Annotated in this window: 23 protein-coding genes and 1 pseudogene; 17 read left to right on the top strand and 7 right to left on the bottom strand. The window is 68.1% G+C overall.

What is annotated here, in order from left to right; genetic code table 11:
• The first annotated feature begins 19 nt into the window (after positions 1-19).
• The 12 genes and pseudogenes from MYA_RS28020 (at position 20) to MYA_RS27965 (ending at position 12186) form a co-directional block, all read left to right on the top strand.
• Complete coding sequence (locus tag MYA_RS28020) at positions 20-559, top strand: A24 family peptidase (RefSeq protein ID WP_014726178.1); 540 nt, start codon at positions 20-22, stop codon at positions 557-559.
• A gap of 32 nt (positions 560-591) precedes the next feature.
• Positions 592-1992 (top strand): ATP-binding protein, encoded by a 1401-nt coding sequence (locus MYA_RS28015; RefSeq protein WP_014726177.1) that lies wholly within the window; start codon positions 592-594, stop codon positions 1990-1992.
• A gap of 35 nt (positions 1993-2027) precedes the next feature.
• Complete coding sequence (cpaB, locus tag MYA_RS28010; RefSeq protein ID WP_011880530.1) at positions 2028-2873, top strand: Flp pilus assembly protein CpaB; 846 nt, start codon at positions 2028-2030, stop codon at positions 2871-2873.
• A 112-nt stretch (positions 2874-2985) separates the two neighbouring features.
• Positions 2986-4954, top strand: a pseudogene (locus MYA_RS28005) (type II and III secretion system protein family protein).
• A gap of 20 nt (positions 4955-4974) precedes the next feature.
• Complete coding sequence (locus MYA_RS28000; RefSeq protein ID WP_041494398.1) at positions 4975-5268, top strand: hypothetical protein; 294 nt, start codon at positions 4975-4977, stop codon at positions 5266-5268.
• A gap of 26 nt (positions 5269-5294) precedes the next feature.
• Positions 5295-6566 carry a TadE/TadG family type IV pilus assembly protein gene (locus tag MYA_RS27995; protein ID WP_014726176.1) on the top strand — a complete coding sequence of 424 codons (1272 nt, stop codon included), beginning with the start codon at positions 5295-5297 and terminating at the stop codon, positions 6564-6566.
• A gap of 43 nt (positions 6567-6609) precedes the next feature.
• Entirely contained in the window at positions 6610-7113 is a 504-nt protein-coding gene (locus MYA_RS27990; protein WP_175658136.1) for a TadE/TadG family type IV pilus assembly protein, read from the top strand.
• Positions 7110-7553, top strand: a complete 444-nt coding sequence (locus MYA_RS27985; RefSeq protein ID WP_011880525.1) for a TadE/TadG family type IV pilus assembly protein — start codon at positions 7110-7112, stop codon at positions 7551-7553. The genes MYA_RS27990 and MYA_RS27985 overlap by 4 nt, the downstream gene beginning before the upstream one ends.
• Before the next feature lie 20 nt (positions 7554-7573).
• Complete coding sequence (locus MYA_RS27980; RefSeq protein ID WP_014726175.1) at positions 7574-8782, top strand: AAA family ATPase; 1209 nt, start codon at positions 7574-7576, stop codon at positions 8780-8782.
• A 19-nt stretch (positions 8783-8801) separates the two neighbouring features.
• A complete protein-coding gene (locus tag MYA_RS27975) occupies positions 8802-10169 on the top strand; it encodes a CpaF family protein (RefSeq protein WP_014726174.1) in 1368 nt (455 codons plus the stop codon).
• A 17-nt stretch (positions 10170-10186) separates the two neighbouring features.
• On the top strand, positions 10187-11164 hold the full coding sequence (locus MYA_RS27970; protein ID WP_014726173.1) for a type II secretion system F family protein: 978 nt from the start codon (positions 10187-10189) through the stop codon (positions 11162-11164).
• Positions 11165-11202: 38 nt separating this feature from the next.
• Complete coding sequence (locus MYA_RS27965) at positions 11203-12186, top strand: type II secretion system F family protein (protein ID WP_011880521.1); 984 nt, start codon at positions 11203-11205, stop codon at positions 12184-12186.
• 309 nt (positions 12187-12495) lie between these two features.
• Here MYA_RS27965 and MYA_RS27960 read toward each other — a convergent pair whose 3' ends face one another.
• From MYA_RS27960 to MYA_RS27940, 5 genes are all read right to left on the bottom strand, one after another.
• A complete protein-coding gene (locus tag MYA_RS27960) occupies positions 12496-13455 on the bottom strand; it encodes a SphA family protein (RefSeq protein WP_014726172.1) in 960 nt (319 codons plus the stop codon).
• 33 nt (positions 13456-13488) lie between these two features.
• Complete coding sequence (locus tag MYA_RS27955) at positions 13489-14019, bottom strand: flavin reductase family protein (RefSeq protein WP_014726171.1); 531 nt, start codon at positions 14017-14019, stop codon at positions 13489-13491.
• Entirely contained in the window at positions 14016-15263 is a 1248-nt protein-coding gene (locus MYA_RS27950) for a styrene monooxygenase/indole monooxygenase family protein (protein WP_041494397.1), read from the bottom strand. Before MYA_RS27950 ends, MYA_RS27955 begins: the two co-directional genes overlap by 4 nt.
• A 63-nt stretch (positions 15264-15326) precedes the next feature.
• Positions 15327-16115 (bottom strand): SDR family oxidoreductase, encoded by a 789-nt coding sequence (locus tag MYA_RS27945; protein WP_014726169.1) that lies wholly within the window; start codon positions 16113-16115, stop codon positions 15327-15329.
• Positions 16116-16180: 65 nt separating this feature from the next.
• A complete protein-coding gene (locus MYA_RS27940; RefSeq protein ID WP_014726168.1) occupies positions 16181-17410 on the bottom strand; it encodes a dienelactone hydrolase family protein in 1230 nt (409 codons plus the stop codon).
• A 353-nt stretch (positions 17411-17763) separates the two neighbouring features.
• Between MYA_RS27940 and MYA_RS27935 the strand changes: the two genes are divergently transcribed.
• Both MYA_RS27935 and MYA_RS27930 read left to right on the top strand, forming a co-directional pair.
• Positions 17764-18789: an AraC family transcriptional regulator gene (locus MYA_RS27935; protein WP_014726166.1), complete on the top strand. Its 1026-nt coding sequence runs from the start codon at positions 17764-17766 to the stop codon at positions 18787-18789.
• A 171-nt stretch (positions 18790-18960) separates the two neighbouring features.
• The gene (locus MYA_RS27930; RefSeq protein WP_014726165.1) at positions 18961-20154 is read left to right on the top strand and encodes an NnrS family protein; all 1194 of its coding nucleotides are present in this window, start codon (positions 18961-18963) and stop codon (positions 20152-20154) included.
• A gap of 177 nt (positions 20155-20331) precedes the next feature.
• Here MYA_RS27930 and MYA_RS27925 read toward each other — a convergent pair whose 3' ends face one another.
• Positions 20332-21441: an S-(hydroxymethyl)glutathione dehydrogenase/class III alcohol dehydrogenase gene (locus MYA_RS27925; protein ID WP_014726164.1), complete on the bottom strand. Its 1110-nt coding sequence runs from the start codon at positions 21439-21441 to the stop codon at positions 20332-20334.
• A gap of 55 nt (positions 21442-21496) precedes the next feature.
• Positions 21497-21772 (bottom strand): formaldehyde-responsive transcriptional repressor FrmR, encoded by a 276-nt coding sequence (frmR, locus tag MYA_RS27920; RefSeq protein ID WP_011880512.1) that lies wholly within the window; start codon positions 21770-21772, stop codon positions 21497-21499.
• A 358-nt stretch (positions 21773-22130) separates the two neighbouring features.
• Between frmR and MYA_RS27915 the strand changes: the two genes are divergently transcribed.
• From MYA_RS27915 to MYA_RS27905, 3 genes are all read left to right on the top strand, one after another.
• On the top strand, positions 22131-22850 hold the full coding sequence (locus MYA_RS27915; RefSeq protein ID WP_050991260.1) for an autoinducer binding domain-containing protein: 720 nt from the start codon (positions 22131-22133) through the stop codon (positions 22848-22850).
• A gap of 650 nt (positions 22851-23500) precedes the next feature.
• Entirely contained in the window at positions 23501-23875 is a 375-nt protein-coding gene (locus tag MYA_RS27910; RefSeq protein WP_011880510.1) for a nuclear transport factor 2 family protein, read from the top strand.
• Between the two features lie 114 nt (positions 23876-23989).
• Positions 23990-25540 (top strand): MFS transporter, encoded by a 1551-nt coding sequence (locus MYA_RS27905; RefSeq protein WP_014726162.1) that lies wholly within the window; start codon positions 23990-23992, stop codon positions 25538-25540.
• Positions 25541-25684: the final 144 nt, after the last annotated feature.

Here is a 25684-nt window from a genome sequence, read left to right as displayed (position 1 = left end):
CATTTGACCGAGGTTCGCCATGTTGCCAGTTGCGCCGCCTTATCCGGTTCCGTTGTGCGTGACGCTGCTCGTGATCGTGGCGGCCAGCACGGACCTCGCGAGCCGCCGCATCCCGAACCGGCTCGTCGTCGCAGGGCTCGCCGGTGCGCTGGTCGCGCAATGTGCGCTGCACGGCGTGCCGGCCGGCGTGCTCGCGTGGCTTGCCGGCGCGGCGACCGGCCTCGGGCTGCTGCTGCCGTTCTATCTGCTGCGCGGCATGGCCGCCGGCGACGTGAAGCTGATGCTCGCGATTGGCGCATGGGTTGGCGCGCAGATGACCTTCTACATCGTGCTGGCCACCTTCGTCGCGGGCGGCGTCGGCGCACTCGGCTTCGCGCTGCTGCGCGGCCGCATGCGCCGGATGTGGACCAACGTGTGGATGCTGGTCGCGCATCGCGCCGCCGCGCCGCTTGCAGGGGCAACCGACGGCCCCGTCGAATCCGCGTCGGTCGGCGCGTTGCCGTATGGCGTCGCAATCGCCGTCGGCACGCTGGGCATGCTGTTCGCATCGTGCGCATAGCGCGGCGTATCCGCAACGAGGATGGAACGAACATGAACACGAATCCCACCGAACCGAAACGCGACGCGCAGGTAGCGCATCTGCCGCAGCCGTCGCCGCAGCGGGAAGCGCATGCGAAGCCCGACGCGCAGCTGCCGCCGGCGCCGCGCTCGATCGCGGAAACCGGGCTGAGCCAGACCTTCGTGGCCGGGCTCGTGCTGAAGGCGACGCTGGTGCTCGGCCGCCCGTCGTACGGCGATCTGATCGAGCGCCACTGTCTGCCGCTCGCGGTGCTCGACGACGTGTTCGCGTTCCTGGTGCGCGAGCACCTGGTCGAGCTGACCCATCGCGGCACGACGGACCTCGACGTGACGTTCCGCCTGACCGACGCCGGCCGCGTCGCGGCGCTCGAAGAGCGCGCGCGCAGCAGCTACAGCGGGCCGGCGCCGGTGCCGCTCGATGCGTATCTCGCCTGCATCGACGCGCATTCGGTGCGCAAGCTGCGCGTCGCGCAGAACGACGTGTGGGCCGTGTTCGACGGCGTGATCATGGACACGTCGATCCTCGACGCGGCCGCCGCCGCGCTGAATGCCGGGCGGCCGCTGCTGATCCACGGGCCGGCCGGCAGCGGCAAGACCTACCTCGCCGAGCGGCTCGGCGCGCTGATGGCCGGTCATGTGCCGGTGCCGTACGCGATCTGCGCGGCCGGCGAAGTGATCCAGATCCACGATCCGCTGGTGCACATCGACGCGCCGTCGCAAGGCGACGGGCAGTCGGTCGATCGCCGCTGGCGGCTGTGCGAGCGGCCGGTCGTGATGTCCGGCGGCGAGCTGACGCTCGACGAGCTCGACCTGCGCCGCGACGACGCGGCCGGCTTCTACCAGGCGCCGCCGCACATGAAGGCGAACATGGGCATGTACATCGTCGACGATCTCGGCCGCCAGCGCGTCGAGCCGCGCGATCTGCTCAACCGCTGGCTGCGCCCGCTCGATCGCGGCGTCGATTTCCTGACGCTCGATTCCGGCACCCGCTTCGTACTGCCGTTCGACGTGTGGCCGGTGTTCTCGAGCAACCTCGCGCCGGAGCAGTTCGCCGACGAAGCGTTCCTGCGCCGGCTCGGCTCCAAGCTGCACGTCGGCGCGATGTCGATCGAACACTACCGCGCGGTGTTCGACGCCGCGTGCGAGTCGCTCGGGCTGGTGTCGTCGCAGGACGCCTTCGACTACCTGCTGCACCGGCTGCACCTGCCGACCGGCAAGGCGTATCTCGCGTGCTACCCGACCGACCTGCTGCGCCTCGTTGCCGCCGGCGCGCGGTATCGCGGCGATCCGCCCGAAGTGACGCACGACGCGCTGCATGACGCCTGGGCCAGCTATTTCGGTGCGGCGCCGGAGCGCGACGGCGGGTATCTGCCGCCAGGCGAGCGCGGCGGTCGCACGCACGTCACCGGTTGAGTTGTTTCTTTCACGATTCGTCGAGGAGCATTGCCATGAAAAACAGTCGAGCAATCTTGATGCTGGTGGTCGCGATGGTCGCGGGGCTTGCCGCGGTCGTGTTCGCGTCGCGCTGGTTGATGAACACGTCCAACGGTTCGGTCACGTCCGTCGCGGTCGCGACCACCGACCTGAATCTGGGCGAGCCGCTCGGGCCGAACCAGATCCACATGGTGAGCTGGCCGGCGGGCAGCGTGCCGACCGGCGCGTTCACCGACACGAAGGAACTCGAAGGGCGCGTCGTGCGCACCAGCCTCGCCCGCGGCGAGCCGGTGATCGAGTCGAAGCTCGCGCCGGTCGGCACCAAGGGCGGGCTGTCCGCGGTGATCGCCGACGGCAGCCGCGCGATCACAGTGCGCGTGAACGACGTGGTCGGCGTCGCGGGCTTCGCGCTGCCGGGCAACTACGTCGACGTGATCGTCAACACGCAGGAGCAGCAGGGCAAGACCGACGGGCAAAGCATCTCGAAGATCGTGCTCGAGCACATCCTGGTGCTGGCGGTCGCGCAGCAGGTGAGCCGCGACGACACCGCGCCGAAAGTCGTCAACGCGGTGACGCTCGAAGTCACGCCCGACCAGGCCGAACGCCTCGACCTCGCCCGCAGCGTCGGCACGCTGTCGCTGGTGCTGCGCAACCAGGTCGATCACAAGACGCTCACCACCGACGGCGCGACCAAGATGACGCTGCTCGGCAAGGCACCGGTGCCCGATGCACCGCCCGCGCCGGCACCGGCCCGCGTGCGAACCGTGCGCGTGCACGTCGCGTCGCACGCGTCGTCGGAGGCACGCCGCGATTGCATCGGCGTACTGACCGGCGTGCACGGCAGCGTCGAGTGTTTCTGAAGCCGCACGACAGGCCCACACAACAGATTAACCAGATCGGCCGCCGTCAGGGCACGGCGGCCTTGGAAGTCGACAACCGGCGCTGCGCCGGTCACTCGGGGGATCAGACGAAATGAAGATCAATCCGCAACACTCAGGTACCGGCCCGGTGCGCACACGTATCGCACGAGGCGCGATGATGGCCGCGATCCTCTGTACCGGAACGCTGACGGTATACAGCGCACTGGCGCAGGAAGCCGCCGAATCGGCGGCCTTGACGAAGGGCGGCGCGAGCGCGCCGGCCGCCGTCGCGAAGGGACCGATGCAGATGACGATCAGCATGGCGCCGGCGATCGCCGCCGCGCCGGCCGCGGCTGCCGGGCCGCTGCGCGGGCCGAACTGCGTGGGCGCGGTGCGCGATTCGACCAGCGTCAGCGTGCCGCTCGGCAAGTCGTTGCTGGTGCCGATGCCGGAGGCAGTCCGCAATCGCACCATCGGCAATCCGGCCGTTGCGCAGGCAACCATGGTATCGCCACAGACGCTCTACATCCTCGGGCTGTCGGTCGGCACGACCAACATGATCGTGCAGGGCAAGAGCGGCGCGTGCCGCGTGATCGACGTGGCGGTCGGCGCCGATGCGGGCGGCCTGCAGGCGTCGCTGCTGCAACTGATGCCGGCCGAGCGCGACATTCACGTATCGACCGCGGCCGGCACGATCGTGCTGGCGGGCACCGTGTCGAACTCGCAGGCCGCGCAGCAGGCCGTGCAGATCGCGCGCGCCTACAGCGACAGCGCCGGCGGCGGCGAAGGCGGGACGGCCAAGGGCGGCGGCGTGCTCAACATGCTGTCCGTCACGTCGCCGCAGCAGGTGATGCTCGAGGTCAAGGTGGCCGAGGTGTCGAAGACGCTGATCAACCAGATGGGCAGCGCGCTGAACATCCAGGGCGGCTTCGGCTCGTGGAGTGGCGCGCTGGTCAGCAACCTGCTCGCCGGCGTCGCGAGCGCCGCGGTGTTCAACAAGGCGAACAACAAGCCGTTCAGCATCGCGGCCGACGCGCAGAACACCGACAACCTCGTGAAGATCCTCGCCGAGCCGAACCTCGTGACGATCAGCGGCCAGGAGGCGACGTTCCTCGCCGGCGGCAAGATCTTCATCCCGGTGCCGCAAAGCAGCGGTACCGGCGTGTCGACGATCACGCTGCAGCAGGAGGAATTCGGTGTCGCGCTGAAGTTCACGCCGACGGTGCTCGCGAACGGCCGCATCAGCCTGAAGGTCGCGCCGGAAGTGTCGGAGCTGTCGCAAACCGGCGTCACGCTGAGCGCGACCAACATCGGCGGCACGTCGATCCTGCCGCTCATCACGACGCGGCGTGCCTCGACGACGGTCCAGATGAGCGACGGCGAGTCGTTCGCGATCGGCGGGCTCATCAAGGACAACGCCACCGGCGCCCTCAAGGCGATTCCCGGCGTCGGCGAAGTGCCGGTGCTCGGCGCGCTGTTCCGCAGCACGTCGTTCCAGCAGGACCGCACCGAGCTGATCTTCCTGATCACGCCGCACCTGGTGAAGCCGCTGCAGAGCGCCGACCAGCCGATGCCGACCGACAGCTTCTCGAAGCCGAACGAAGCCGACGTGTACGCAACCGGCAACATGGAAGGCCGCCACGGCGTGCGCCGGCCGGCCGCGCAACCGGCGAACGGCGCCGCGGATGCGCCGCAGGCACCGGCGCCCACGCCCGCCGCAGGCACCGGCGCCCACGCCCGTGCAGCAATCGGCTGCGCCGGCGGCGGCCGCGCCCGCACCGCGTGCCCCGGCGCCTGCCGACTCGCCGGCGCCTGCCGCGGTCCAGCCGGAGAACGCGGCGGCAGCCGCACCGGCTGCGGCCGGTGCGGTGAGCGCGGCGCCGGCCGTCGCGCAGCCGCCGGCCGATGCGGCCAACGCAGCCAACGCAGCCAACGCAGCCCGTGTCGCACGCATCGAAGCCGCCGCCGCGCGTCTCGCGGCGGCCGCGGGCAACACGCCGCCCCAGAAGCCCCGGCTGCCAGCCGCCGCCCACGCGCAGGTCGCGCGGGCGAACGCAGGCCCCCAGTCCACCGATCGTTGAAGTCATCCAAGGGGAAGCTCATGAAATCCGCCTACCTCGTATTCGTGCGCCGCGCGGCGCTCGCCGCACCGCTCGCGTTCGCGCTGGCCGGCTGCATGTCGTCGACGCCGGTGTGGGACACACGCTTCGGCGACTCCGTGCGCGCCGTCACGCAAGCGCAGATCATCGATCCGCACGCGGCCGAACACGCGTCGCAGCCGGTGGTCGCGGGCAGCGCCGCCGCGTCCGCGCTCGACAACTACGACAAGTCGTTCAAGCAGCCGGAGCCGAAGGGCAATGCCTTCGTGATCGGCATCGGCAAGTCGGCGCAATAACAACAGGCAAGCTCAGGGAGAACGCCATGTCCAGCGCAACTCGTCATCCGAAACTCACGCGCCGCAGTTTGCATCGACAGCGCGGTGCCGTCGCGATCGTCGTCGGTCTCGCACTGGCGGTGATGATCGGATTCGTCGGTCTCGCGCTGGACCTCGGCAAGCTGTACGTCACGCGCAGCGAACTGCAGAACAGCGCCGATGCATGCGCGCTGTCCGCCGCGCGTGACCTGACTTCGGCGATCAGCCTGTCCGTCGCGGAGGCGGACGGCATCGCCGCCGGTCACGTCAACTTCGCGTTCTTTCAGAAGAGCGCGGTGCAGATGCTGACCGATTCGAACGTCACGTTCAGCGATGCGCTGACGAATCCGTTCCTGACGAAGACGGCGGTTTCGACGCCGGCCAACGTCAAGTACGTGAAATGCACGGCCACGTTGAGCGGCATCGCGAACTGGTTCGTCGGCGTGTTGAACACGATGCCCGGCGTACAGGTCGCGAACGCGACGCAGGTGTCGGCGAGCGCGATCGCGACCGTCGCCGCCGGGCAGACGACCTGTGCGATTCCGGTGTTCGTGTGCCGCGCCTCGTCGGCCGCGCCGTACAAGGTCGGCGACTGGATCTCGTCGCCGTCCGGGTCGTCGTCGACCTACGGGCCGGGCAACTTCGGCTGGGCCGCGCTCGATGGCTCGACCAACGAGACGACCATCGCGAGCGAGCTGTCGGGCAACACCTGCAACATCACGTCGCCGCCCGATCTCGGCTCGACCGGCTTGAAGTCCGCGTCGCTGCGCGCCTGGAACACGCGCTTCGGCATCTATACGAACGGCGCGAACGGCTCGAGCGGCCAGCCTGACTTCACCGGCTATGCGTACGTCGGGCCGAAATACGGGCCGCCCGGCACGCCGGGCATCGTCGGCGATGCGTACACACAGTTCGTGCTCGATCGCGCCAGCTTCAAGTCCTACCAGGGCGACGGCGCGCCGCCGGCCGGCAGCGGCATCGCGACCAACGGGACGGCCACCGCGAGCAACTATCAGACGTACGGCGGCGACCGCCGGCTCGCGCTGGCGCCGGAGGGCGACTGCTCGACGCTGTCGGGCAGCAGCAGCAAGCTGCACGTCACGCAGTGGGACTGCGTGCTGATGCTCGATCCGTTGCCGTTCAGCCCGGGCGCGGGCGGCGTGGTCGCGCACCTCGAATATCTCGGCTCGACCGCATCGGGCTCGACGCCTTGCGCGACGCACGGGCTGCCGGGCATCGGCAGCTCGGCGGGCGTCAAGGTGCCGATGCTCGTTCAATAGAGGAGACGCGATCATGAAAAGGCTTCCGATGCACCGTTCGCGCATGCGCGGCGTGGCCGCCGTGGAGTTCGCGCTGGTGCTGATCCCGATGATCGTGCTCGCGACCGGCGTGGCCGAGTTCGGCCGCGCGATCTACCAGTACGAGACGCTCACCAAGGCGACGCGCAACGCCGCGCGCTACCTGTCCGTCTATCTGCCGAGCGACGCCGCCTATCCGCTTGCCGCGGCGCAGTGCCTCGTCGTCTACGGCAACACGACGTGCGGCGCGGCCGGCACCGAGCTGGTGCCGGGGCTTACCACGTCGATGGTGATCGTCTGCGACGCCGCGCACACGCCCGACTGCGCCGATGCGTCGGATCCGCCGCAGTTCGCGAACCTGCCGACCTACGACTCGAGCAACAACGCGCCGAGCGGCACCGCGACCGGCAGCATCAACGTCGTCGAAGTGAAGGTGAAGGGCTACACGTACCAGCCGATCCCAGCCTACCCGGGGCTGTCGTCGATCACGTTCGGCAACATCGTCACCGTGATGAGGCAAGTGTCATGAACGCACGCCATGTTCCGCTGTCGCGCCGCCGCGGCCAACGCGGCGCGACCATCGTCGAGTTCGCGTTGATCTCGTCGATTCTCGTCATGCTGCTGTTGGGCATCTTCGAATTCGGCCGGGTGCTGTTCTACTGGAACACGGCCACCGAGGCGATGCGGCTCGGCGCGCGCACGGCGATCGTGTGCGACGTGAACGCCGCCGGCATCGTCAAGCGCGTGAAGTCGATGCTGCCGATCCTGGCCGATGCGAACGTCGCGGTGACCTATACGCCGTCGGGCTGCGACGTGAGCAGTTGCTCGTTCGTGACGCTGAGCATCACGAACCTCACCGTCAAAACGATGGTCCCGTTCGTCAACGTCGCGCTCACGATGCCGCCTTTCACGACGACGCTCACGCGCGAAAGCCTGAATTCCTCGACCGGCGGATCAGCCTGTCAATAATTGCACGACGAGGCACAGTCATGATCAATATCCTCGTAGCTTCCGACGACACGGCCCGGCTCATGCGGATCGCGCGTCTCGTCAGCGACGCCGGCCGCTACCGCGTGACGCGCGCGGCCGGCCGTCCGTCGCAGATCGAGCATCGCACCGACGGGCTCGACTCGTTCGACATCCTGCTGATCGACAGCGGGCAGATCGATGCGGCTGAGCTGGCGGCGCTCGAACGCATCTGCCGGCAGCATCCGGGCCTGACCGGCATCCTGGTGAGCGCCGACGCATCGCCGCAGATGCTGCTGGACGCCATGCGCGCAGGCGCGCGCGACGTGCTGCAGTGGCCGATCGACACGGCCGCGCTCGCCCGTGCGCTCGAACGCGCGGCCGCGCAGAGCACGCGTCGCGACGGCGACGATACGCGGATCATCTCGTTCACGTCGTGCAAGGGCGGCGCGGGCACGAGCTTCGTCGCGAGCAACGTCGCCTACGAGATCAGCGAGCAGTTCAAGCGGCGCGTGCTGCTGATCGACCTGAACCAGCAGTATGCCGATGCCGCGTTCCTCGTCAGCGACGAGACGCCGCCGTCGACGCTGCCGCAGCTGTGCGCGCAGATCGAACGGATCGACGGCGCCTTCCTCGATGCGAGCGTCGCGCACGTGACGCCGACCTTCCACGTACTGGCGGGCGCGGGCGACCCGGTCAAGGCCGCGGAGATGCGAGAGGACGCGCTCGAGTGGATTCTCGGCGTGGCGGCGCCGCGCTACGACTTCGTGATCTTCGACATCGGCGTGAGCATCAGCGCGCTGTCGATGGTCGCGCTGGACCGCAGCGATCAGATCCAGCTCGTGCTGCAGCCCGCGATGCCGCATGTGCGCGCGGGGCGCCGGATGCTGGAAATCCTCGTGTCGCTCGGCTACTCGAGCGACCAGCTGCGGCTCGTGGTGAACCGGATGACGCGCATGGGCGAGCGCACCCGCACCGCGCTCGAGGAAGTGCTCGGGCTGCACGCGAGCACCACGATTCCGGAGGATGCCGACACCGTGCGCGAAGCGATCGACCAGGGCTATCCGGTGTCGCGCCTGGCGCGCGCCGCCGGCGTCGCGCGCGCGTTGCACGCGTGCGCGAAGCAGATCGTCGAAGGCGACGTGCGCACCCAGCACGAAGCGGCCCGCAGCGAACCGTTGATGTCCCGGCTGTTCGGCCGCAAGGCCACGCCGAAGCTCAAGTCCATGTGAATCTTTCGGGGAAACCATCATGTCATTGCGCGAACAGATGTCGTTGTATCGGACTCAGGCGCCTGCAACGGGCGCGGAGTGGGCCGGATCGGGCCATGCGTCGGTACGCGACGCGTATCAGAAGATGCGCCGCGAGATTCATCTGGCGGTGCTCGAGCGCGTCGAGCTGGAGCGGCTCTCGCGGCTGCCGCAGGAGCAGGTCCGCCACGAGATCTCGGCGCTGATCTCGCGCATCCTCGACGAGGGGCGCATGCCGGCGAACGACATCGAGCGCCGCCAGCTCGCGATCGACGTGTACGACGAGATGTTCGGCTTCGGTCCGCTCGAGGCGTTGCTGCGCGATCCCGGCGTGTCCGACATCCTCGTGAACACGTACCGGCAGGTCTACGTCGAGCGCAGCGGCCAGCTGGAGCTGACCGACGTGACGTTCTACGACGACGCGCACCTGATGAAGGTGATCGAGAAGATCGTGTCGCGGGTCGGGCGCCGCATCGACGAATCGAGCCCGATGGTCGACGCGCGGCTGCCGGACGGCTCGCGCGTGAACGCGATCATTCCGCCGTCGGCGATCGACGGGCCGCTGCTGTCGATCCGGCGCTTCGCGGTCGATCCGTTGAAGATCGACGACCTCCTGCGCTTCCAGAGCCTCACGGAGCCGATGGCCGAGCTGCTCGAGGCGCTCGCGAAGGCGAAGGTGAACGTGCTCGTGTCGGGCGGCACCGGCAGCGGCAAGACGACGCTGCTCAACATCCTGTCGGGTTTCATTCCGCGCACGGAACGGATCGTGACGATCGAGGACGCGGCCGAGCTGCAGCTGCAGCAGCCGCACGTGCTGCGGCTCGAGACGCGGCCGCCGAACATCGAGGGCAAGGGCGAGATCACGCAGCGCACGCTGGTGCGCAACGCGCTGCGGATGCGGCCGGACCGCATCATCCTCGGCGAAGTGCGCGGCGCGGAAGCGCTCGACATGCTCAACGCGATGAACACCGGCCACGAAGGCTCGCTCGCGACGATCCACGCGAACACGCCGCGCGACGCGCTCACGCGGCTCGAGAACATGATCAGCATCGCCGGGCTGTCGCTGCCGCCGAAGACGATGCGCCAGCAGATCGCATCGGCGATCACGGTGGTCGTGCAGGCGTCGCGGCTCACCGACGGCAAGCGCAAGATCGTCAGCATCCAGGAGCTGACCGGGATGGAGGGCGACATCATCAACATGCAGGAAATCTTCACGTTCAAGCGGACCGGCATGAACGGCGACGGGTCGGTGCGCGGCTACTTCTGCGCGACCGGCGTGCGGCCCAAGTTCGCGGAGCGGCTGCAGTCGTTCGGCATCAACCTGCCGGACGCGCTGTACGACCCGACGCGCCACTACGAGACGAACTGACGACGGCCGGAGGCCTCATGGACTCGATCTTTTACGGTTTTGTGATTCTCACCTTCGTCGCGGTCGTGCTCGCGATCGAGGGCGTCTATCAATGGTGGAACGCGCGGCACGGCAATGCCGCACGCCGGATCGAATCGCGCTTGCGCGCGATGTCGGCCGGCGGCAGCGTGCAGCAGGAGCGGATGTCGATCCTGAAGAAGCGCATGCTCGACGAGTCGAAGCCGTTCGACCGGCTGCTGCTGCGCGTGCCGCGCGTACAGTCGCTCGATCTGGTGCTGCAGCAGTCCGGCCTCGACTGGACGGTCGCCAAGCTGGTCGTGCTGAGCGGTGCGTTGTGCGCGGCCACCGCGCTGGTGCTGAGCGTCACGCCGCTGCCGCTCGTCGCGGTGCTGCCGGTCGCGCTGTTCGCCGGCTGCGTCCCGACGCTGTACGTGACGCGGCATCGCCGCCGCCGCATGCTCAAGCTCGAGCGGCAACTGCCGGACGTGTGCGACATGATCGCGCGCGCGCTGCGCTCGGGCCACTCGTTCACGAGCGCGCTCGGGATGGTCGGCGAGGAGTTTCCGGAGCCGATGAGCGGCGAGTTTCGCATCACCTTCGACGAGATCAACTACGGCGTGTCGCTGCACGACGCGCTGGTGAATCTCGCGACGCGCGTGCCGGCGAACGACCTGCGCTATTTCGTGATCGCGGTGCTGATCCAGCGCGAGACCGGCGGCAATCTCGCCGAGCTGCTCGACAGCATCGCGGCGCTGGTGCGCGAGCGCTTCAAGCTGTTCGACAAGGTCCGCGTGCTGTCGGCGGAAGGGCGGCTGTCGGCGTGGATTCTCGGCCTGCTGCCGTTCGGCACCGCCGGGATGATGGCCGTGCTGAACCGCGAGTTTCTGTCGGTGCTCTGGCAGGACCCGGCGGGCGTCAAGATGGTCGGCGCGATGCTGACGTCGATGGCGTTCGGCCTGCTGTGGATCCGCCGGATCATCCGGATTCGCGTCTGACGCGTGTCTCAGGCTTCACGAACCGATTCGAGGCTGTCATGCAAAACCTGAGCGTAGTACATACCGTGATGCTCGCCGGCTTGTTCCTGTTCGTCGCGGGCGGCGTGCTGGCCGCGATGCTGCTGTTCGCGCCGCGCAACCTGCAGCGCCGGCTTCAGCAGGCCAGCGGCGCGAGCGTGGCGGTCGGCGCGGCCGGCGCCGGAGCGGACGACGCCGGCGCGCCCGGCCCGCGCTGGATCGCGCGGCTCGTCGAGCTGTCGCAACCGATCTCCAAGCTGTCGGTGCCGCAGGACGGCTGGGAGAACTCGCCGCTGCGGGTGCGGTTGATGAATGCCGGATGGCGCGACCCGAGCGCGGCCGGGCTCTACTTCACCGCGAAGACGGTGCTGGCGCTGGCGTTGCCGGGCGCCGCGCTGCTCGCGCTCGCCACGACGCGGCTCGCCGATCAGCGCATGCTGCTGTCGTTCATCCTCGTCGCGCTGGCCGGCATCGGCTACTACCTGCCGAACTTCGTCCTGTCGCGCCGCATCACCAAGCGTCAGCGGACGATCTTCGAGGATTTCCCCGACGCGCTCGACCTGCTGACGGTTTGCGTCGAGGCCGGGCTCGGGCTCGATGCGGCGTTGATGCGGGTCAGCGAGGAGCTGCGCTTTCGCAGCGAAGTGGTCTCGGGCGAACTCGACCTGCTGCTGCTCGAAATGCGGTCGGGCTTCACCAAGGACACGGCGCTGCGCAACCTCGCGCTGCGCACCGGCGTGGAAGACATCGAGTCGTTCTGCGCGATGCTGATCCAGGCCGACCGGTTCGGCACGAGCGTCGCCGAATCGCTGCGCGTGCTGTCGGACATGCTGCGCACGCGGCGCCGCATGCGCGCCGAGGAGCGCGCCGCGCGCATCGCGCTGAAGCTGCTGTTCCCGCTGATCTTCTGCATCTTCCCCGCGCTGATGGGCGTGCTGCTCGGGCCGGCGATGATTCATGTGTACCGCGTGCTGCTGCCGAGCTTCGCGACCATCGGCCAGTAAGCGGCGCGGCGCGGCCGGCCGCGCCGTGGATCGGCGTGCCGGCTGCGTGGCATCGCGAGCCGGCACGGCAACCGTCTTCATGGGAGGCTCGTCGTCCCCCGGGCGGCGTCGCGAGACAGGCCGATCATAGCGGCGTCAACGCAACCCGGACCCATGGTCGACCCTGGACGAGGCCGTAGTCCACCGCCCGCGCGGGTGGCCCCCTACGGCCATTGGAACGCACGGCGCGCGTGCGAGCCACGCGCGATGCGGCGCGCGCGAGCCGCGATCGCGTTGCACGGCCCGATGCCGTCCGTCACCCGTCACCCGTCACTGAAAGTGATGCACGTACCGTAGCACCATCCGCGTGCCCTGCGGGCGGTTGCGCGCATAGGTCTCGAAGTAGGCGTTGAACATGATGTGGTCCTGCGGCGAGAAGCTGTACATCGCGCCCGGTCCGATCGCGAACACCGCTTCCCGCGTGCCCGCCACGTCCTGCCCGTTCGCCTTCATGTCGGTGGTCTGACGCAGCCAGTAGCCGTTCAGCCCGAGCCGCAATCCGGGGCGCACCTCGTACTCGGTCGCGAAGTTCGCATGCACGGCCTGACCGGCCTGCGTCGACGTCACGTCCGGCCCGAGCGAGGCGGCCGGCGCGTGATTGGTTGCATTCCACAAGTAATGCAGCCGCCACGACACGGTCCACTTCGGCGTGATCCAGAAGGTGGCGGCCCAGTACGGATCGAACGACCAGAAATGACTGCCCGGATTGATCGCGCGCGTGCGGTCGTACGCGCCGGTCGGCGCGATGAACTGGAATTCCACCCGCTGCGCGAAGCGCGGTCCGTGCGCGCCCATCACCGGGTCGAACTGCACGAACGGGCCGATCAACAGATCGCCGACGCCCGCACGCGCGTTCAGCGCGACGTTACCGATGCCGTCGTCGGTATGAACCGAGCCGACCCACGGCAGGATCACGTCGAGCCCCGGATGCATGCCGCCGAACGTCAGCGGCGCCTGGTAGACGAGCTGGCTCAGCCCCGCGAACAGGTCGATGTCCTGCTTCGGCAGCCCGACCTTGTTGCCCGCGTTGTCGTTGACGCGGCCGGCCGTGTAGTACTCGAGGTACTGCGTGCCGTACCAGCCGGAGCCGGCCGGCGGCAGCCCGTCGACGAAGCTCGTCATCCCCAGGTTGACCGACGGCAGGTCGGCCGCCTGGGCCGGCGCGTGGACGGCCAGGCCGGCGACCACGATGCCCGCGATCGCGAGCAGGCGAGAGCCGCAATTCTTCATCACCACCTCCTGTTGCGTTATGAGTAGAGCCGGTCAAACGGCGCGTGCGAGATCCGGGTGCGCGCAGAGCGCGCGATATTCGCCGGCATGGAAGACCAGCGGCGCCTTGCCGAACGCGTCGAACGCTTCGATCCGGCCGATGAACAACAGGTGGTCGCCGCCTTCGTAATGGCCGACGTTGCGGCACACGAAGCGCGCGCTCGATCCGTGCAGGCACGGCACGCCGCCGGCTTCGGCGTCGTCGTGCGGCACGCCGTCGAACTTGTCGGCGCGCGGCGTCGCGAAGCGGCGCGACAGCTCGAGCTGGTCGTGCGCGAGGATATTGATCGCGAAGTGCGTGGCCGCAACGAAATCCGGCCGGCTCGGCGCCACCTTGCGCAGGCTCCACAGCAGCAGCGGCGGATCGAGCGACAGCGACGAGAACGAATTGGCGGTAAGCCCGACCTTGCGGCCGTCGGCGGCGCGCGTGGTGATCACGGTGACGCCGGTCGGAAAGTGCCCGAACGCGGCGCGCAATTGCAGCGGATCGACGGCGGCGAGAGGGGAGGAATCGCTGGCGTTCATCGCGCTTGCTTCGAACGTGCCGCGTGCTCGCGGATCATCGCGGCGCACGCGGCCGGCTCGAACCACCATGGCGCGAAGCGGCGCGGGTCGTCGAAGCCGTCGACGAGCGTCGCGGCCAGCGTCGGATACTGGCCGGCCGCGCCGAGCAATTCGAGGACGTGCGGCGGCGGCGGCGTGAGCAGCGAGTTGGTCCAGCGCACGACGTGCTGCGCGTAGGCCCAGTAGCGTTCGAACGTGTCGTGCATCCAGCCTTCGTCGAACGGCGCGGCCTCGCGCGTGAGGATCGCGTCGCCGTAAACCTTCGCGCATTTTGCCGCGTTGTTAGAACCCTGCCCGGTGATCGGGTCGTTCACGACCACCGCGTCGGCCATGCCGAACACGGTGCGGCCCGACGGCAGCCGCAACAACGGCTTGCGCACGGTCGGCGTGAAGCGCCCGGCGAGCGTGCCGTTCGGATCGGTCAGCTCGACGTCGCGGCAGCGCTCGAATTCCCACGGCACGTAGCATTGCAGGAACGACAGGCTGCGGTCGAGGTGCTGTTCGGGCGTTTTCACGTCGGCCCAGCAGTCGAGCGGGCCGCCCGGAATGCCCTCGAACACCATGATCTCGCACGGGCCGGTCGTGGTCAGCGCCGGAAACACGAAGTATTCGCCGATGCCGGGCAGCAGGTTGAAGCGCACGCGCGCATACGGCTGGCTCGGCGTCATGCCCTTCACGTAGGTCAGCGCGAGCGCGCGTTGCGGGCGCTCGAACGCGCTGCGCGCGTCGTCGCGGCCCAGCAGGTTGACGATGTCGCCCTTGCCGGCCGCGAGCAGCACGAGATCGTGGCTGCTCGCGAGCGCTTCGAGCTCCGCTATGCCGACGTCGCAGATGCGCACGTCGGCGCCGCGGTCGCGGACTGCGTCGAGCCAGTCGGCCATCTTCACGCGCTGGTCGACCGACTGCGCGTAGCGGGTCAGGCGCGACGACCAGTCGATCGCCTTGCGGCCGCCGCCGTCGGGATGCGGCACCGCGACGCCGATCCCCTCGATGGACGGGCACGCTTCTTCCCAGTGGTTCAGGCCGGCATCGCGCTCCAGCTGCAGCGCGGTGTGGAACATGCATTGGCTCGACATCACCTTGCCGGAGCGGATCTGCTGCGCGTCGCGGTTGGTCGCGAGCGTGACGTGATAGCCGTGGTCGAGCAGCGTGAAAGCGAGTTGAAGGCCGGACTGGCCGGCACCGACGATGGCGATGCGCTTCATGATGAAATCCTTTGTATGACGAATCAATCGGGTCGTGATGCGGCGCGGCGAATCGGCTTGCCGCTATTGCGCGAGCTGCGGGATCGCCGGCACGGCCTGCTCGGGGCCCATCGCGGAATAGCCGCCGTCCACCGCGTAGTCGGCGCCGGTGACGAAGCTCGCCGCGTCGCTGCACAGGAACGTGACGACCTGCGCGACTTCCGACGGGTCGCCGACGCGCCCGAGCAGATGAAACGGCGCGGCCACGCGGTCCGTCTTCGCGCGGTCGCCGTGCGTCATCTCGTCCATCACGCGCGACCAGGTCCAGCCCGGCGACACCGAGTTCACGCGGATCCGGTCCGCCGCGAGATCCATCGCCATGCTGCGGGTGAGCTGGCGCATCGCGGCCTTCGAGGTCGGGTAGAGCCAGCGGCCCGTCTGCGCGCATTGCGCCGAGATCGAGCTGAAGTTGACGATCGCGCCGCCGCCGCGCCGCACCAGGTGCGGATGCACGGCCTTGACCAGCATCGCCGCCGATACGACGTTGACGTCCATCGCCGCGAGCCAGTCGCGGCGCGTCGCGCGGATGCCGTCGTCGACGTAGCTGCATGCGAGGTTGATCAGCAGGTCGATCGCGCCGAAGCGCTCGACGACGGCCGCCACCGCGCGCTCGATCGCACGATCGTCGGCGATGTCGGTGGCGATGAAGATCGCGTGCTCGCCGAGCGTGTCGGCGACGCGCGCGCCGTTCTGCACGTCGAGGTCGACGATCGCGACGCACGCGCCGGCGCGCACCAGATCCTGCGCGACCGCCGCGCCGATCAGCGTGGCGCCGCCGGTGACGATCGCGACTTTGCCTGCCAGAGCTGTCATGGGGTGTCTCCTGGAATGATTGAGTGAAGGCGATGCGCTCGCGCTGCGGGCCGTCGCTCGGGCGCTTACGCGCTGTCGCGCCAGCGCTGCATCAGCTGGTTCGACGGCACCGTTTCGTCGAGCAGCTTGCGCGCCGTCTCGACGCCGGCGACCGGCAGCCCGGCCGCGTCCAGCAAGCCGATCTGCACGAGCACGCTGGCCTGGTCCCAGTAGATGTGCTCGTGATACAGCTTGTCGCCGCGGAACTTGACGATCGCGACGAGCGGAATCTCGACGCGTTTGCCGGTCGGCGCGACGCCGGGCAGCATCCAGTCGATCTCGGTGGTGTGGGTGAAGCAGAACAGCAGCTCGTCGACGATCTGGCTCGCGCCGATCGTGCGCGAGATCGGCGTGATCGTCGTGTCGGGCGGGTTCGCATGCACGAAGTGATGCGTGTAGAAGCGCTTGAGCTCGTCGTGGCCGACGCCGCCGGTCAGCGTCGGGATATGGTTCACGTACGGTTGCGCGACCATCGTGGCCATCGTCGCGTCGACGTTGCGCGTGTCGAATTCGTGGCGCAGGTGTTCTTCCCACAGTGCGGACAGATCGTAGTGCGGGCCGAGCGCCGCACGGAACGCGGCGATCGCGCGCTGATGCGCCATCACGGCGGCCGCCTTGTCGAAGTGATCGCCGCCGCTGCGCGCGAACGCATGGTCGACGCCGGGATACACGTACACCTCGACGCCATCGCGGCCGCTCAGCGCTGCGGCGATGCGCGCCTGCGCGTCCGGCGGGCAGAAGCGGTCCTGGGCGGCGATCTGCAGCACGAGCCGGCCGCGCACGCCGGCCGCCTCGTCGAGCGCGTGCTCGATCCCGACGCCGTAATAGCTGACCGCGGCCGCCACGTCCGGCAGCCGGCACGCGGCCAGATAGGCGAGCTTGCCGCCCAGGCAGAAGCCGAGCACGCCGGCCTTGCCCGTGCACTCCGGCCGGCCGGTCAGCGCGGCCAGCGCGGCGGCGACGTCGTCGACGCCGTCGTTTTCGTCGTAGTCGCGGTACAGCGCCATCGCGCGCTCGAAGTCCGGCGCGGTGTAACCGAGCTCGATGCCCGGCGCCTGACGCCAGAACAAATCGGGCACGAGCACCGTATAGCCTTCTTCGGCGTAATAGTCGGCCACGTCGCGCATCGTCGCGTTCGCGCCGAAGATTTCGTGGCACAACACGATACCGGGCCCCTTGCCGGCCGCCGGCGTGCTCAGATACGCGCGAAACGTGCCGCCGTGCGGCGACGGAACCTCGATGTGTCGTCCTTTCATGCGTCCCTCCCTTCGGTGCGTTGCTTGTATGGACCCAGTATTGGCGGACGAAATTGGCACTTCTATCCGCTTTCTTCGGCCGGTATCCGAGGATTCCGGAAACCTGCGGCGCGCCATGCGGCGCCGCGGCGGGCGCGCGGCGCACTGCGGGTATGTGCGGATGCGGAAGACCCGCGCAGTTTTCTACGATGCGCGAACGGTCCGCTTCTTGCGTGATGGGCGTGGGGCTTGCGCGCGCGACGGCGCGGACTGTCCGGATAGTCCGGGTGCTATCCGGATCGTGCGACGCGTTTCCCAGGAATCGGGAACACGTGCACTGCGCAAGTGCGATCGGGCACGACGGGAGAACTTCGATGGGGCAATTTACGGGAACGGGCTGGCTGGGCGAGGCCGCCTGTTTCAATCGCGACACGCTGTTGCTGCAGTCGAACGACGTCGACGAGGTGCGCGCGCGTGTGGCCGACGTGTTCAAGCCGCATCGGCTCACGCCGACCGGCGCCGCGCACGCGCTGCACGGCTGCATGCATCACGCGCGCTGGGGCAACCTGTCGCTGAACCTGCTTGACTACGGCGGGCAGGTGGCGATCGAGCCGGGGCCGCTCGAACACTTCTATCTGCTGCAGATACCGTTGCGCGGGGATGCCGAGATCGAGTGCGGCGCGGCACGCTTCGTGTCGTCGCCCGACACCGCGTCGCTGCTGTCGCCGACGTTGCCGGTCCGGATGCAGTGGGGCGACGCGTGTCCGCAGGTGATCCTGCGCGTCGAGCGCGAGGTGATGGAGCGGCATGCGCGGCGCCATTTCGGCGACGAGCGCCGCGCGCCGGTGGAGTTCGAGCCGGAGTTCAGCCTCGCGTCGCCGCAGGGCGCGTGCCTCGCCCAGATGCTGCCGATGCTGGCCGACGCGATCGCAACCGACGGGCATCCGTTGCGCCATCCGCTCGCGTTCGAGCAGTTGGAGTCGACGCTGCTGAACCTGCTGCTGTACGGCCATCCGAACAGCATACGCAACGGCGCACGTCCGGCGCCGGCGCCGCTCGCGCCGTTCTACGTGCGGCGCGTCGAGGAGTACATCCGCGCGCATCTCGACGAGCCGCTGACGATCGAGCGCCTGGCCGAATTGGCGGGCGTGAGCCCGAGCACGCTGTTCGCCGGGTTTCGCAACCGCCACGGCAGCACGCCGATGGCGTATCTGCGCCAGTTGCGGCTGCAGCGCGTGCGCGACGAATTGCTCGACGACGCGACGCCGGGGCTCGCGTCGGTGACGGACATCGCGCTCAAATGGGGCTTCGCGCACCTCGGGCGGTTCGCGATCGAATACAAGCGGGCGTTCGGGGAATCGCCGTCGGCCACGCTGCGGATGCGACGCGCGCGATGCTGACGGGGCGATGACAACACACGCGCGGTTGCGAAAGTCTCGCACATGCGTGAAGTGCGAGCTTGACGCAGGTCACGAACGCGGACGATGCCACCGCGCTCCGTAGGGGCACCCGTCGTCGCGTGCGTCGGAGGTCTAGGATGAATGACGTCATCCTCGATCGACGGAGCGCACATGAAAATCAGCGAGCCCATGCAGGCGCCATCCGCGCCCGCCACGCCGCCGCTGCTGCAACTCGGGCTGCGGCCTTTCTATCTGACCGGCGCAGGGTTCGCGAGCATCGCCGTCGCGGTGTGGCTCGCGGCTTGGCACGGTGTGCCGGCCGCGGGGCGCGCGGGCGCGATGACCGGCCTCATGTGGCACGTGCACGAGATGATCTTCGGCTTCGTCGCCGCGATCGTCGTGGGCTTTCTGCTGACCGCCACGCGCGCGTGGACGTCGCGCGAGACGCTGCGCGGCCCCGCGCTCGGAGCCCTGTGGCTGCTCTGGCTCGCCGGACGCGTGCTCGTCTGGTCGGGGCCGGCCCTGCCCGCGGCGATCGTCGATGCGCTGTTCCTGCCCGTGACCGCCGCCGTGCTGCTGCGCGTGCTGCTGGCCGCGAAGAACCGGCACAACGTGTTCCTGCCGGTCGCGCTGCTGCTGTTCGGTGCGCTCAACGTGCTGTTCCATGTGGCCGTGACGACCGGCCGCGCGGATCTCGCGCTGCGCGCCGCCTACGCGGCGACGGGGCTCGTCGTGTTCTTCGTCGCGGTGATCACGGGCCGCATCGTGCCGATGTTCACGATGAACGCGATCCCCGGCTTCACGATGCGCCGCTTCCGGCTCGTCGATACGCTCACGGGGCCGGCGGTCGCGCTCACGCTGTTCGCTGATGCGCTCGGCGCACCCGGCGCATTGCTGATTGCCGCCGCGCTCGCGACTGCGGTGCTGCATGCGTGGCGCATCGTCGGGTGGCGCTCGTGGCGCGTCGGCAAGCGGCCGATCGTGTGGATTCTGCACGTGTCGTGTCTGTGGATTCCGATCGGCTTCGTGCTGCTCGCGTTGTCGGTCGCCGGCGTGGTCGCGCACTCGCTCGCCGTGCATGCGTTGACGGTCGGGGCGATCGGCGGCGCGATCGTCGCGATGATCACGCGCACCGCGCTCGGCCACACGGGGCGCATGCTCGTCGCCGGCCCGTGGGAGCAGCTGTGTTACTGGCTGGTGATCGTCGCGGCGGTGCTCCGCGTGTTCGGGCCGCTCGTGCCTGGGGTGGGCTACGTCGTGTGGCTCGATGCGTCCGCTGCTTGCTGGATCGTGGCATTCGCCGCGTATGCCGTGCATTACGCGCCGATCCTGATGTCGCCGCGCGCGGATGGTCGCAGGGATTGACGGGCGTGCGACCGGACCGCGCGTATGTGTGAAGCGCCGCCGCATTCCCGGCGCAGCAGGCCGCGGCCGGCGCGATCGTGACGCACCCGCAGAATGCACGACGCCGGCCAAACCTCGCGGTTTGCCGGCGTCGTCATGCGGCGCGACCGGCTGCGTGGCCGGCCGGTCGGATGGGGATCAGAAATGCACGACGGTGCGGATCGACTTGCCTTCGTGCATCAGGTCGAACGCTTCGTTGATGCCGGTGAGCGGCTTCGTGTGCGTGACGAACGGTGCGAGCTGGATCTTGCCGGCCATTGCGTCCTCGACCATGCCCGGCAGTTCGGAGCGGCCCTTGACGCCGCCGAACGCGGTGCCGAGCCAGCGGCGGCCGGTGACGAGCTGGAACGGACGCGTCGAGATTTCCTGGCCGGCGCCCGCGACGCCGATGATGACGGACTGGCCCCAGCCGCGGTGCGCGCATTCGAGCGCGGCGCGCATCACGTTGACGTTGCCGATGCACTCGAAGCTGTGGTCGACGCCCCAGCCGGTCATCTCGACGATCACCTGCTGAATGGGCTTGTCGTAATCGCTCGGGTTCACGCAGTCGGTCGCGCCGAACACGCGCGCGAGGTCGAACTTGCCGGGGTTCGTGTCGACCGCGATGATGCGGCCGGCCTTCGCGAGCTTGGCGCCCTGGATCACCGCGAGGCCGATGCCGCCGAGGCCGAACACGGCGACGGTGTCGCCTTCCTGCACCTTGGCGGTGTTCTTCACCGCGCCGAGGCCGGTCGTGACGCCGCAGCCGAGCAGGCAGACCTGCTCAGGGTTGGCGTCGGGGCTGATCTTGGCGAGCGACACTTCGGCGACGACCGTGTATTCGCTGAAGGTCGAGCAGCCCATGTAGTGATAGACCGGCTGACCGTTGTAGCTGAAGCGGGTGGTGCCGTCCGGCATCACGCCCTTGCCCTGCGTCGCGCGCACCGACACGCACAGGTTGGTCTTGCCGCTCTTGCAGAACAGGCACTCGCCGCATTCGGCGGTGTACAGCGGAATGACGTGGTCGCCCGGCTTGACGCTCGTCACGCCTTCGCCGACTTCGACGACGATGCCGGCGCCCTCATGGCCCAGCACGGCGGGGAACAGGCCTTCCGGATCGTCGCCCGACAACGTGAACGCATCGGTGTGGCATACGCCGGTGTGCGTGATCTTGACGAGCACCTCGCCCTTGCGGGGCGGCTCGACGTCGAGCTCGACGATCTGCAGCGGCTTGCCCGCCTCGAATGCAACTGCGGCACGTGATTTCATGGGAATCCTTTAAGTAATCATCGAATGAATCGGCACGTCGACGATCCCGTATCGGTCAGCGCAAATACGACCGGACGAGCGTCACGATATCGTCGATCGACCCGGAAGCGGGGCGCGTCGCGTCCGCGAGCTGGGTGAATTCCTCGCGCAAATGGCTTTCGAGCACGCCGGCCATCACGCCGTTGATCGCGCCGCGAATCGCAGCCAGTTGCTGGAGTATCGGGCCACAGTCCGCGCCGTCTTCCAGCGCTTGCTCGAGCGCGTTCAGTTGCCCGCGCACGCGGCGCACGCGGGTCAGGACGCGCTTCTTTTCTTCGGGGGAATGCGGCATGGGATCGTGGGCTCCGGATACTGGGGGGCAGTATAGAGGAATGTCGGGGGGAGGTATACGGGGGGGTTGCCGGGGGGCGGGGGGATGACTGGGCGGCAGGGAAGGGAGGTCCGTCGCGATCGGGATGGGAGCGGCAATGGCAGCGTTACCGGCGGCTCCTGCTCGGGGGTGTGCGACCGCAGGACATTCGGCAGTTCCGGGCCGCCGGTGTCGCGGCCGGCCGCGCGGCCACGTAGCGTTCGCCATTTTGGGAAACGCGGCCGAATTGATTCGGTTCCGGAGTTCGGATATGGTGACCGGCGCGATTCACGGGTCGGGAACACTATATTGAATAACCGAGCGATCAAAGGGGCCGTAGATGAGTCAATGGCGAGAATCGCTGCTGGCGAGCATGGAGCAGGCGGAAACCGCATCCGACGCATTCGATGGTCTCGCGCCGGCCGTTCGCGCGCTGGGGTTCGAATACCACGCATATGTGCTGCGGGTCACGATACCGATTACGCGGCCCGCCAGCATGGAATGGAACAATTTTCCGCAAGCATGGCGCGCCCATTACGCGCAAAAGCGGTATCAGCATGCCGATCCGGTTCTCCATTACGGACAAGCCTGCACCCGGCCAATGCCCTGGCCGGGGCCGCTGGCCGGCCATGACGCGTTCTGGCGCGACGCAGCGGACTTCGGCCTGCGCCACGGCTGGTCGCAGACGCTCCGCGATCATCGCGGCGCGATGGGCACCTTCAGCCTCGTGCGCGGCGGGCCGCCCATCTCGCCGGAAGAGTTGCGGCGCACGGAGCCGGAGATGATCTGGCTTTGCCAGTTCGTGCACGCGACGATGAGCAACCTGATCGTTTCGGACGTGATGCCGAGCGGCGCAATGCGGTTGTCGCTCCGCGAGAAGGAAGTGCTGCACTGGACGGCGGAGGGCAAGACGGCCGCCGAAGTCGCGGCGATTCTTCTATTGACCGAACGCAACGTCGGTTTCCATATCCAGAATGCGATGGACAAGCTCGACGCCACCAACAAGACTCACGCAACGGTCAAGGCGGCGATGCTCGGGCTGATTCCGGTTCGCGATTAGTCCCGGCTTGGCACCGGCAGCAAACGCCGATTCCTGCGCGACGGCAGCCGTCGGTGGACTGCCGGCGCGTCAGCGTCGGGCGGTGCGAGCATAGCAACGTGCGTGCGACGCCGTCTTGAGGCTGCTCGATGGCGGAGGTCGTATCGCACGCGGCGCTGGCGGCGGCGATCGGCGGGAGGCCCGCGCCCTGATTGGCTTGGTCCGGCACCGGTCGGTTGCCATGCCGTCGCGATGCGCCGGCAGCGACACGCGCACCGGCGTGGTTCGGCGCATGACGCGCTCACTAGCAGTTTTCCTGGAAATTTTCACGCGCCGGCGACTGTGAATTTTCACACTTGATCGGGCCGCGGCCGTCGATAAGATGAGACCTCGATCGGCATCGCAGCGTGAGAAGACCACTACGTGGAAAACGAAAACGGCAACGCCGTCGTGAGGCCGCACGGCGATGTGTGCAATGCGGTCACGCAAGAGCTCCATCGCGACCGCGACGACGAATCCATCTTGTCGTAGGAATCGCTCGGCCGTCGTCTATCCGTCGAAGACGCGCCCCGAATGCCGCACGGCCCGTCCAGCAACGGCGCATCAGGCCGGCTCGCCCCGAACACCGGGTCGATCGTCGTTCCACCAACCCAACGAACAGGTGAAAACCCATGAGTCACGATACGAAAACCCTCGCCGAGCAAGTCGTCCGCGCGTTCGAGGCGCGCGATATCGAGTCGATGTCGGCGCTGCTCGCCGACGACGTGCGCCTCGAGGACGTACCGCTCGGCGCGCATGTCGGCAGGCATGCCGTCGTCGAGAAGATCACCGACTTCTTCGGCAAGGCAAGCACCTATCGCTGGGAGCAGCAGCGCTTGATCGCACAGGGCAGCACCGCGATCGTCGAGCGCACGAGCCATATCGTGCTGGGCGGCAAGGAGATTCGGTTGCCGATGGTGGTGATTCTGGAGTTCGACGCAAACGGCAAGTTGACGCTCTTCAAGGACTATTTCGATCTGCAGACGCTGGAGCGGCAACTCGCATGACGGCGTGGCCGGCGGCCGTGCCGAGCGGCGTCGCTCGGCACGTCCCTGGTTCATCGCGACGACAGATGCACATGTTCCAGTGAGCGATCAGCGCAGCCATAACGAGGCAATTCAATGAAGAAATGGATCGTTCTATTTTCGATCGGCATCTGCCTGCTGCTCGCCAATCTCGACATGACGATCGTGAATCTGGCCTTGCCGGCGTTCTCGACCGAGTTCGGTGCGTCGATGCAGCAGATTCAGCTCATCATCGTCAGCTATCTGACCGCGGCTGCGGCGTTCTTCTGCCTGTTCGGCAAGATGGCCGACAGCGTGGGCCGAAAGCGCGTGTTCATGTTCGGCGCGGTGCTTTTCATGGTGTCGTCGCTGTATCTCGGCGCGTGGTCGAGCACGGTCACGGAGATCATCGTCGCGCGGTTCGTCCAGGGCGCGGGTTTCGCCGCCACGCTGGGTCTTGCGCTCGTGCTCATCGCGAATGCGTTTCCGCCGGACCAGAAGGGCTTCGCGACCGGCGTTGCGGTCACCATCACCGGGGTCGGCATGGCGCTCGGACCGCCGACCGGTGGCTTCATCCTGCAATATCTCGGGTGGCGCTGGATCTTCCTGCTGAACGTTCCGCTCGGCTTGCTTTCGATCGTACTGACCTGGATTTTCGTGTCCGACGATGCAGCCGAAGCGCGTCGCCCGCTGGCGCTCGACGTCGCGGGCGTGCCGTTCTACCTGTTCGCCCTCGGTTGCCTGATCTATGTATCGAACATGCTGAGCACGGCCGCGACCGCCACACTCGCCGCGATCGCCGTGGCCGGGCTGCTGTCGGCGGCGATATTCGTGCGACGCAGCCTGCGCAAGCCGGCTCCGCTGATCAACGTGACGTTGTTGACGAGCCGCGGCTATCTCACGGTCATCCTGATCCGGATGATCTTCAATTACACGATGGCCAGCTTTCTGTTCGTGCTGCCGCTGTTCATGCAGAACGTACTCGACTACTCGAAGCTGAAATCCGGCATGTGGCTGCTGTGCATGACGATCGCGGTCGCGTTCATCGCGCCGCTGGCCGGCAAAGTAATCGATCGCGTTGGCTTCCGCATTCCTACGCTCGTATCGATGTCGCTGCTGTTCGTCAGTTGCGCGGCGTTCTGCGTGCTCGGGCCCGCTACGTCGAGTGCGATCTTCGTCGTCGGGTTGTTCTGCTTCGGTGTGTCCAACGGCATGCTGACGACCGCGACCATCAACGGCGTCACCACCCAGGTGCCTGCGAAAGATGCCGGTACGGCGATCGGCTTGTTCTTTACGCTCGTGATGGTGGGCTCGATGTTCGGCGTGAGCGTCGCGGGGCTCGTGCTGGATCGCGTGAGCCACGCGGAGGTGGTCGCCCGTCTCGCGCATGCGGCACTGCCGCTCGCCGAACCGGCACGCGCTGCACTGTTCATGGCCGCGAACGGCAGCCGCAATATTGCCGAATCGGGATTGCAGAACGATGCGCCGACGTTCGCGGCGGCGACGCAGATTGCGCATGCTGCCTACTACTCGGCGCTCGGCAAGCTGATGACCGGGAATGCGCTACTGACCCTGGTCGGTGTCGGGCTCAGCATCATGCTGTTGAAAAAGCAACCATCCAGATCGATGTCCGGAGCGACGCATGCGATCGAGATTCCCGAGCGCTGAGTGGAGCCGTCGCAGCGCTGACAGCGGCGGGGGATACGTGTGTCAGCTCAGCTATATCCCAACGGCTCGCCACCTGCGCCCCACATCACGCATCGCGGCCGCGCAGACGATCCGCGCACGAACCGAAGCCGAATTCGACCGCAA

The organism is Burkholderia sp. KJ006 (assembly GCF_000262695.1).
GTDB lineage: Bacteria > Pseudomonadota > Gammaproteobacteria > Burkholderiales > Burkholderiaceae > Burkholderia > Burkholderia vietnamiensis.
This window is presented reverse-complemented; position numbering and strand designations above follow the sequence as displayed.

What these genes read in the sequence shown, in the direction of transcription:
- MYA_RS28020 (WP_014726178.1), top strand. Translation starts at nt 20, where the DNA reads ATGTTGCCAGTTGCGCCGCCTTATCCGGTTCCGTTGTGCGTGACGCTG.
- MYA_RS28015 (WP_014726177.1), top strand. Translation starts at nt 592, where the DNA reads ATGAACACGAATCCCACCGAACCGAAACGCGACGCGCAGGTAGCGCAT.
- cpaB (WP_011880530.1), top strand. Translation starts at nt 2,028, where the DNA reads ATGAAAAACAGTCGAGCAATCTTGATGCTGGTGGTCGCGATGGTCGCG.
- MYA_RS28000 (WP_041494398.1), top strand. Translation starts at nt 4,975, where the DNA reads ATGAAATCCGCCTACCTCGTATTCGTGCGCCGCGCGGCGCTCGCCGCA.
- MYA_RS27995 (WP_014726176.1), top strand. Translation starts at nt 5,295, where the DNA reads ATGTCCAGCGCAACTCGTCATCCGAAACTCACGCGCCGCAGTTTGCAT.
- MYA_RS27990 (WP_175658136.1), top strand. Translation starts at nt 6,610, where the DNA reads ATGCGCGGCGTGGCCGCCGTGGAGTTCGCGCTGGTGCTGATCCCGATG.
- MYA_RS27985 (WP_011880525.1), top strand. Translation starts at nt 7,110, where the DNA reads ATGAACGCACGCCATGTTCCGCTGTCGCGCCGCCGCGGCCAACGCGGC.
- MYA_RS27980 (WP_014726175.1), top strand. Translation starts at nt 7,574, where the DNA reads ATGATCAATATCCTCGTAGCTTCCGACGACACGGCCCGGCTCATGCGG.
- MYA_RS27975 (WP_014726174.1), top strand. Translation starts at nt 8,802, where the DNA reads ATGTCATTGCGCGAACAGATGTCGTTGTATCGGACTCAGGCGCCTGCA.
- MYA_RS27970 (WP_014726173.1), top strand. Translation starts at nt 10,187, where the DNA reads ATGGACTCGATCTTTTACGGTTTTGTGATTCTCACCTTCGTCGCGGTC.
- MYA_RS27965 (WP_011880521.1), top strand. Translation starts at nt 11,203, where the DNA reads ATGCAAAACCTGAGCGTAGTACATACCGTGATGCTCGCCGGCTTGTTC.
- MYA_RS27960 (WP_014726172.1), bottom strand. Translation starts at nt 13,455, where the DNA reads ATGAAGAATTGCGGCTCTCGCCTGCTCGCGATCGCGGGCATCGTGGTC.
- MYA_RS27955 (WP_014726171.1), bottom strand. Translation starts at nt 14,019, where the DNA reads ATGAACGCCAGCGATTCCTCCCCTCTCGCCGCCGTCGATCCGCTGCAA.
- MYA_RS27950 (WP_041494397.1), bottom strand. Translation starts at nt 15,263, where the DNA reads ATGAAGCGCATCGCCATCGTCGGTGCCGGCCAGTCCGGCCTTCAACTC.
- MYA_RS27945 (WP_014726169.1), bottom strand. Translation starts at nt 16,115, where the DNA reads ATGACAGCTCTGGCAGGCAAAGTCGCGATCGTCACCGGCGGCGCCACG.
- MYA_RS27940 (WP_014726168.1), bottom strand. Translation starts at nt 17,410, where the DNA reads ATGAAAGGACGACACATCGAGGTTCCGTCGCCGCACGGCGGCACGTTT.
- MYA_RS27935 (WP_014726166.1), top strand. Translation starts at nt 17,764, where the DNA reads ATGGGGCAATTTACGGGAACGGGCTGGCTGGGCGAGGCCGCCTGTTTC.
- MYA_RS27930 (WP_014726165.1), top strand. Translation starts at nt 18,961, where the DNA reads ATGAAAATCAGCGAGCCCATGCAGGCGCCATCCGCGCCCGCCACGCCG.
- MYA_RS27925 (WP_014726164.1), bottom strand. Translation starts at nt 21,441, where the DNA reads ATGAAATCACGTGCCGCAGTTGCATTCGAGGCGGGCAAGCCGCTGCAG.
- frmR (WP_011880512.1), bottom strand. Translation starts at nt 21,772, where the DNA reads ATGCCGCATTCCCCCGAAGAAAAGAAGCGCGTCCTGACCCGCGTGCGC.
- MYA_RS27915 (WP_050991260.1), top strand. Translation starts at nt 22,131, where the DNA reads ATGAGTCAATGGCGAGAATCGCTGCTGGCGAGCATGGAGCAGGCGGAA.
- MYA_RS27910 (WP_011880510.1), top strand. Translation starts at nt 23,501, where the DNA reads ATGAGTCACGATACGAAAACCCTCGCCGAGCAAGTCGTCCGCGCGTTC.
- MYA_RS27905 (WP_014726162.1), top strand. Translation starts at nt 23,990, where the DNA reads ATGAAGAAATGGATCGTTCTATTTTCGATCGGCATCTGCCTGCTGCTC.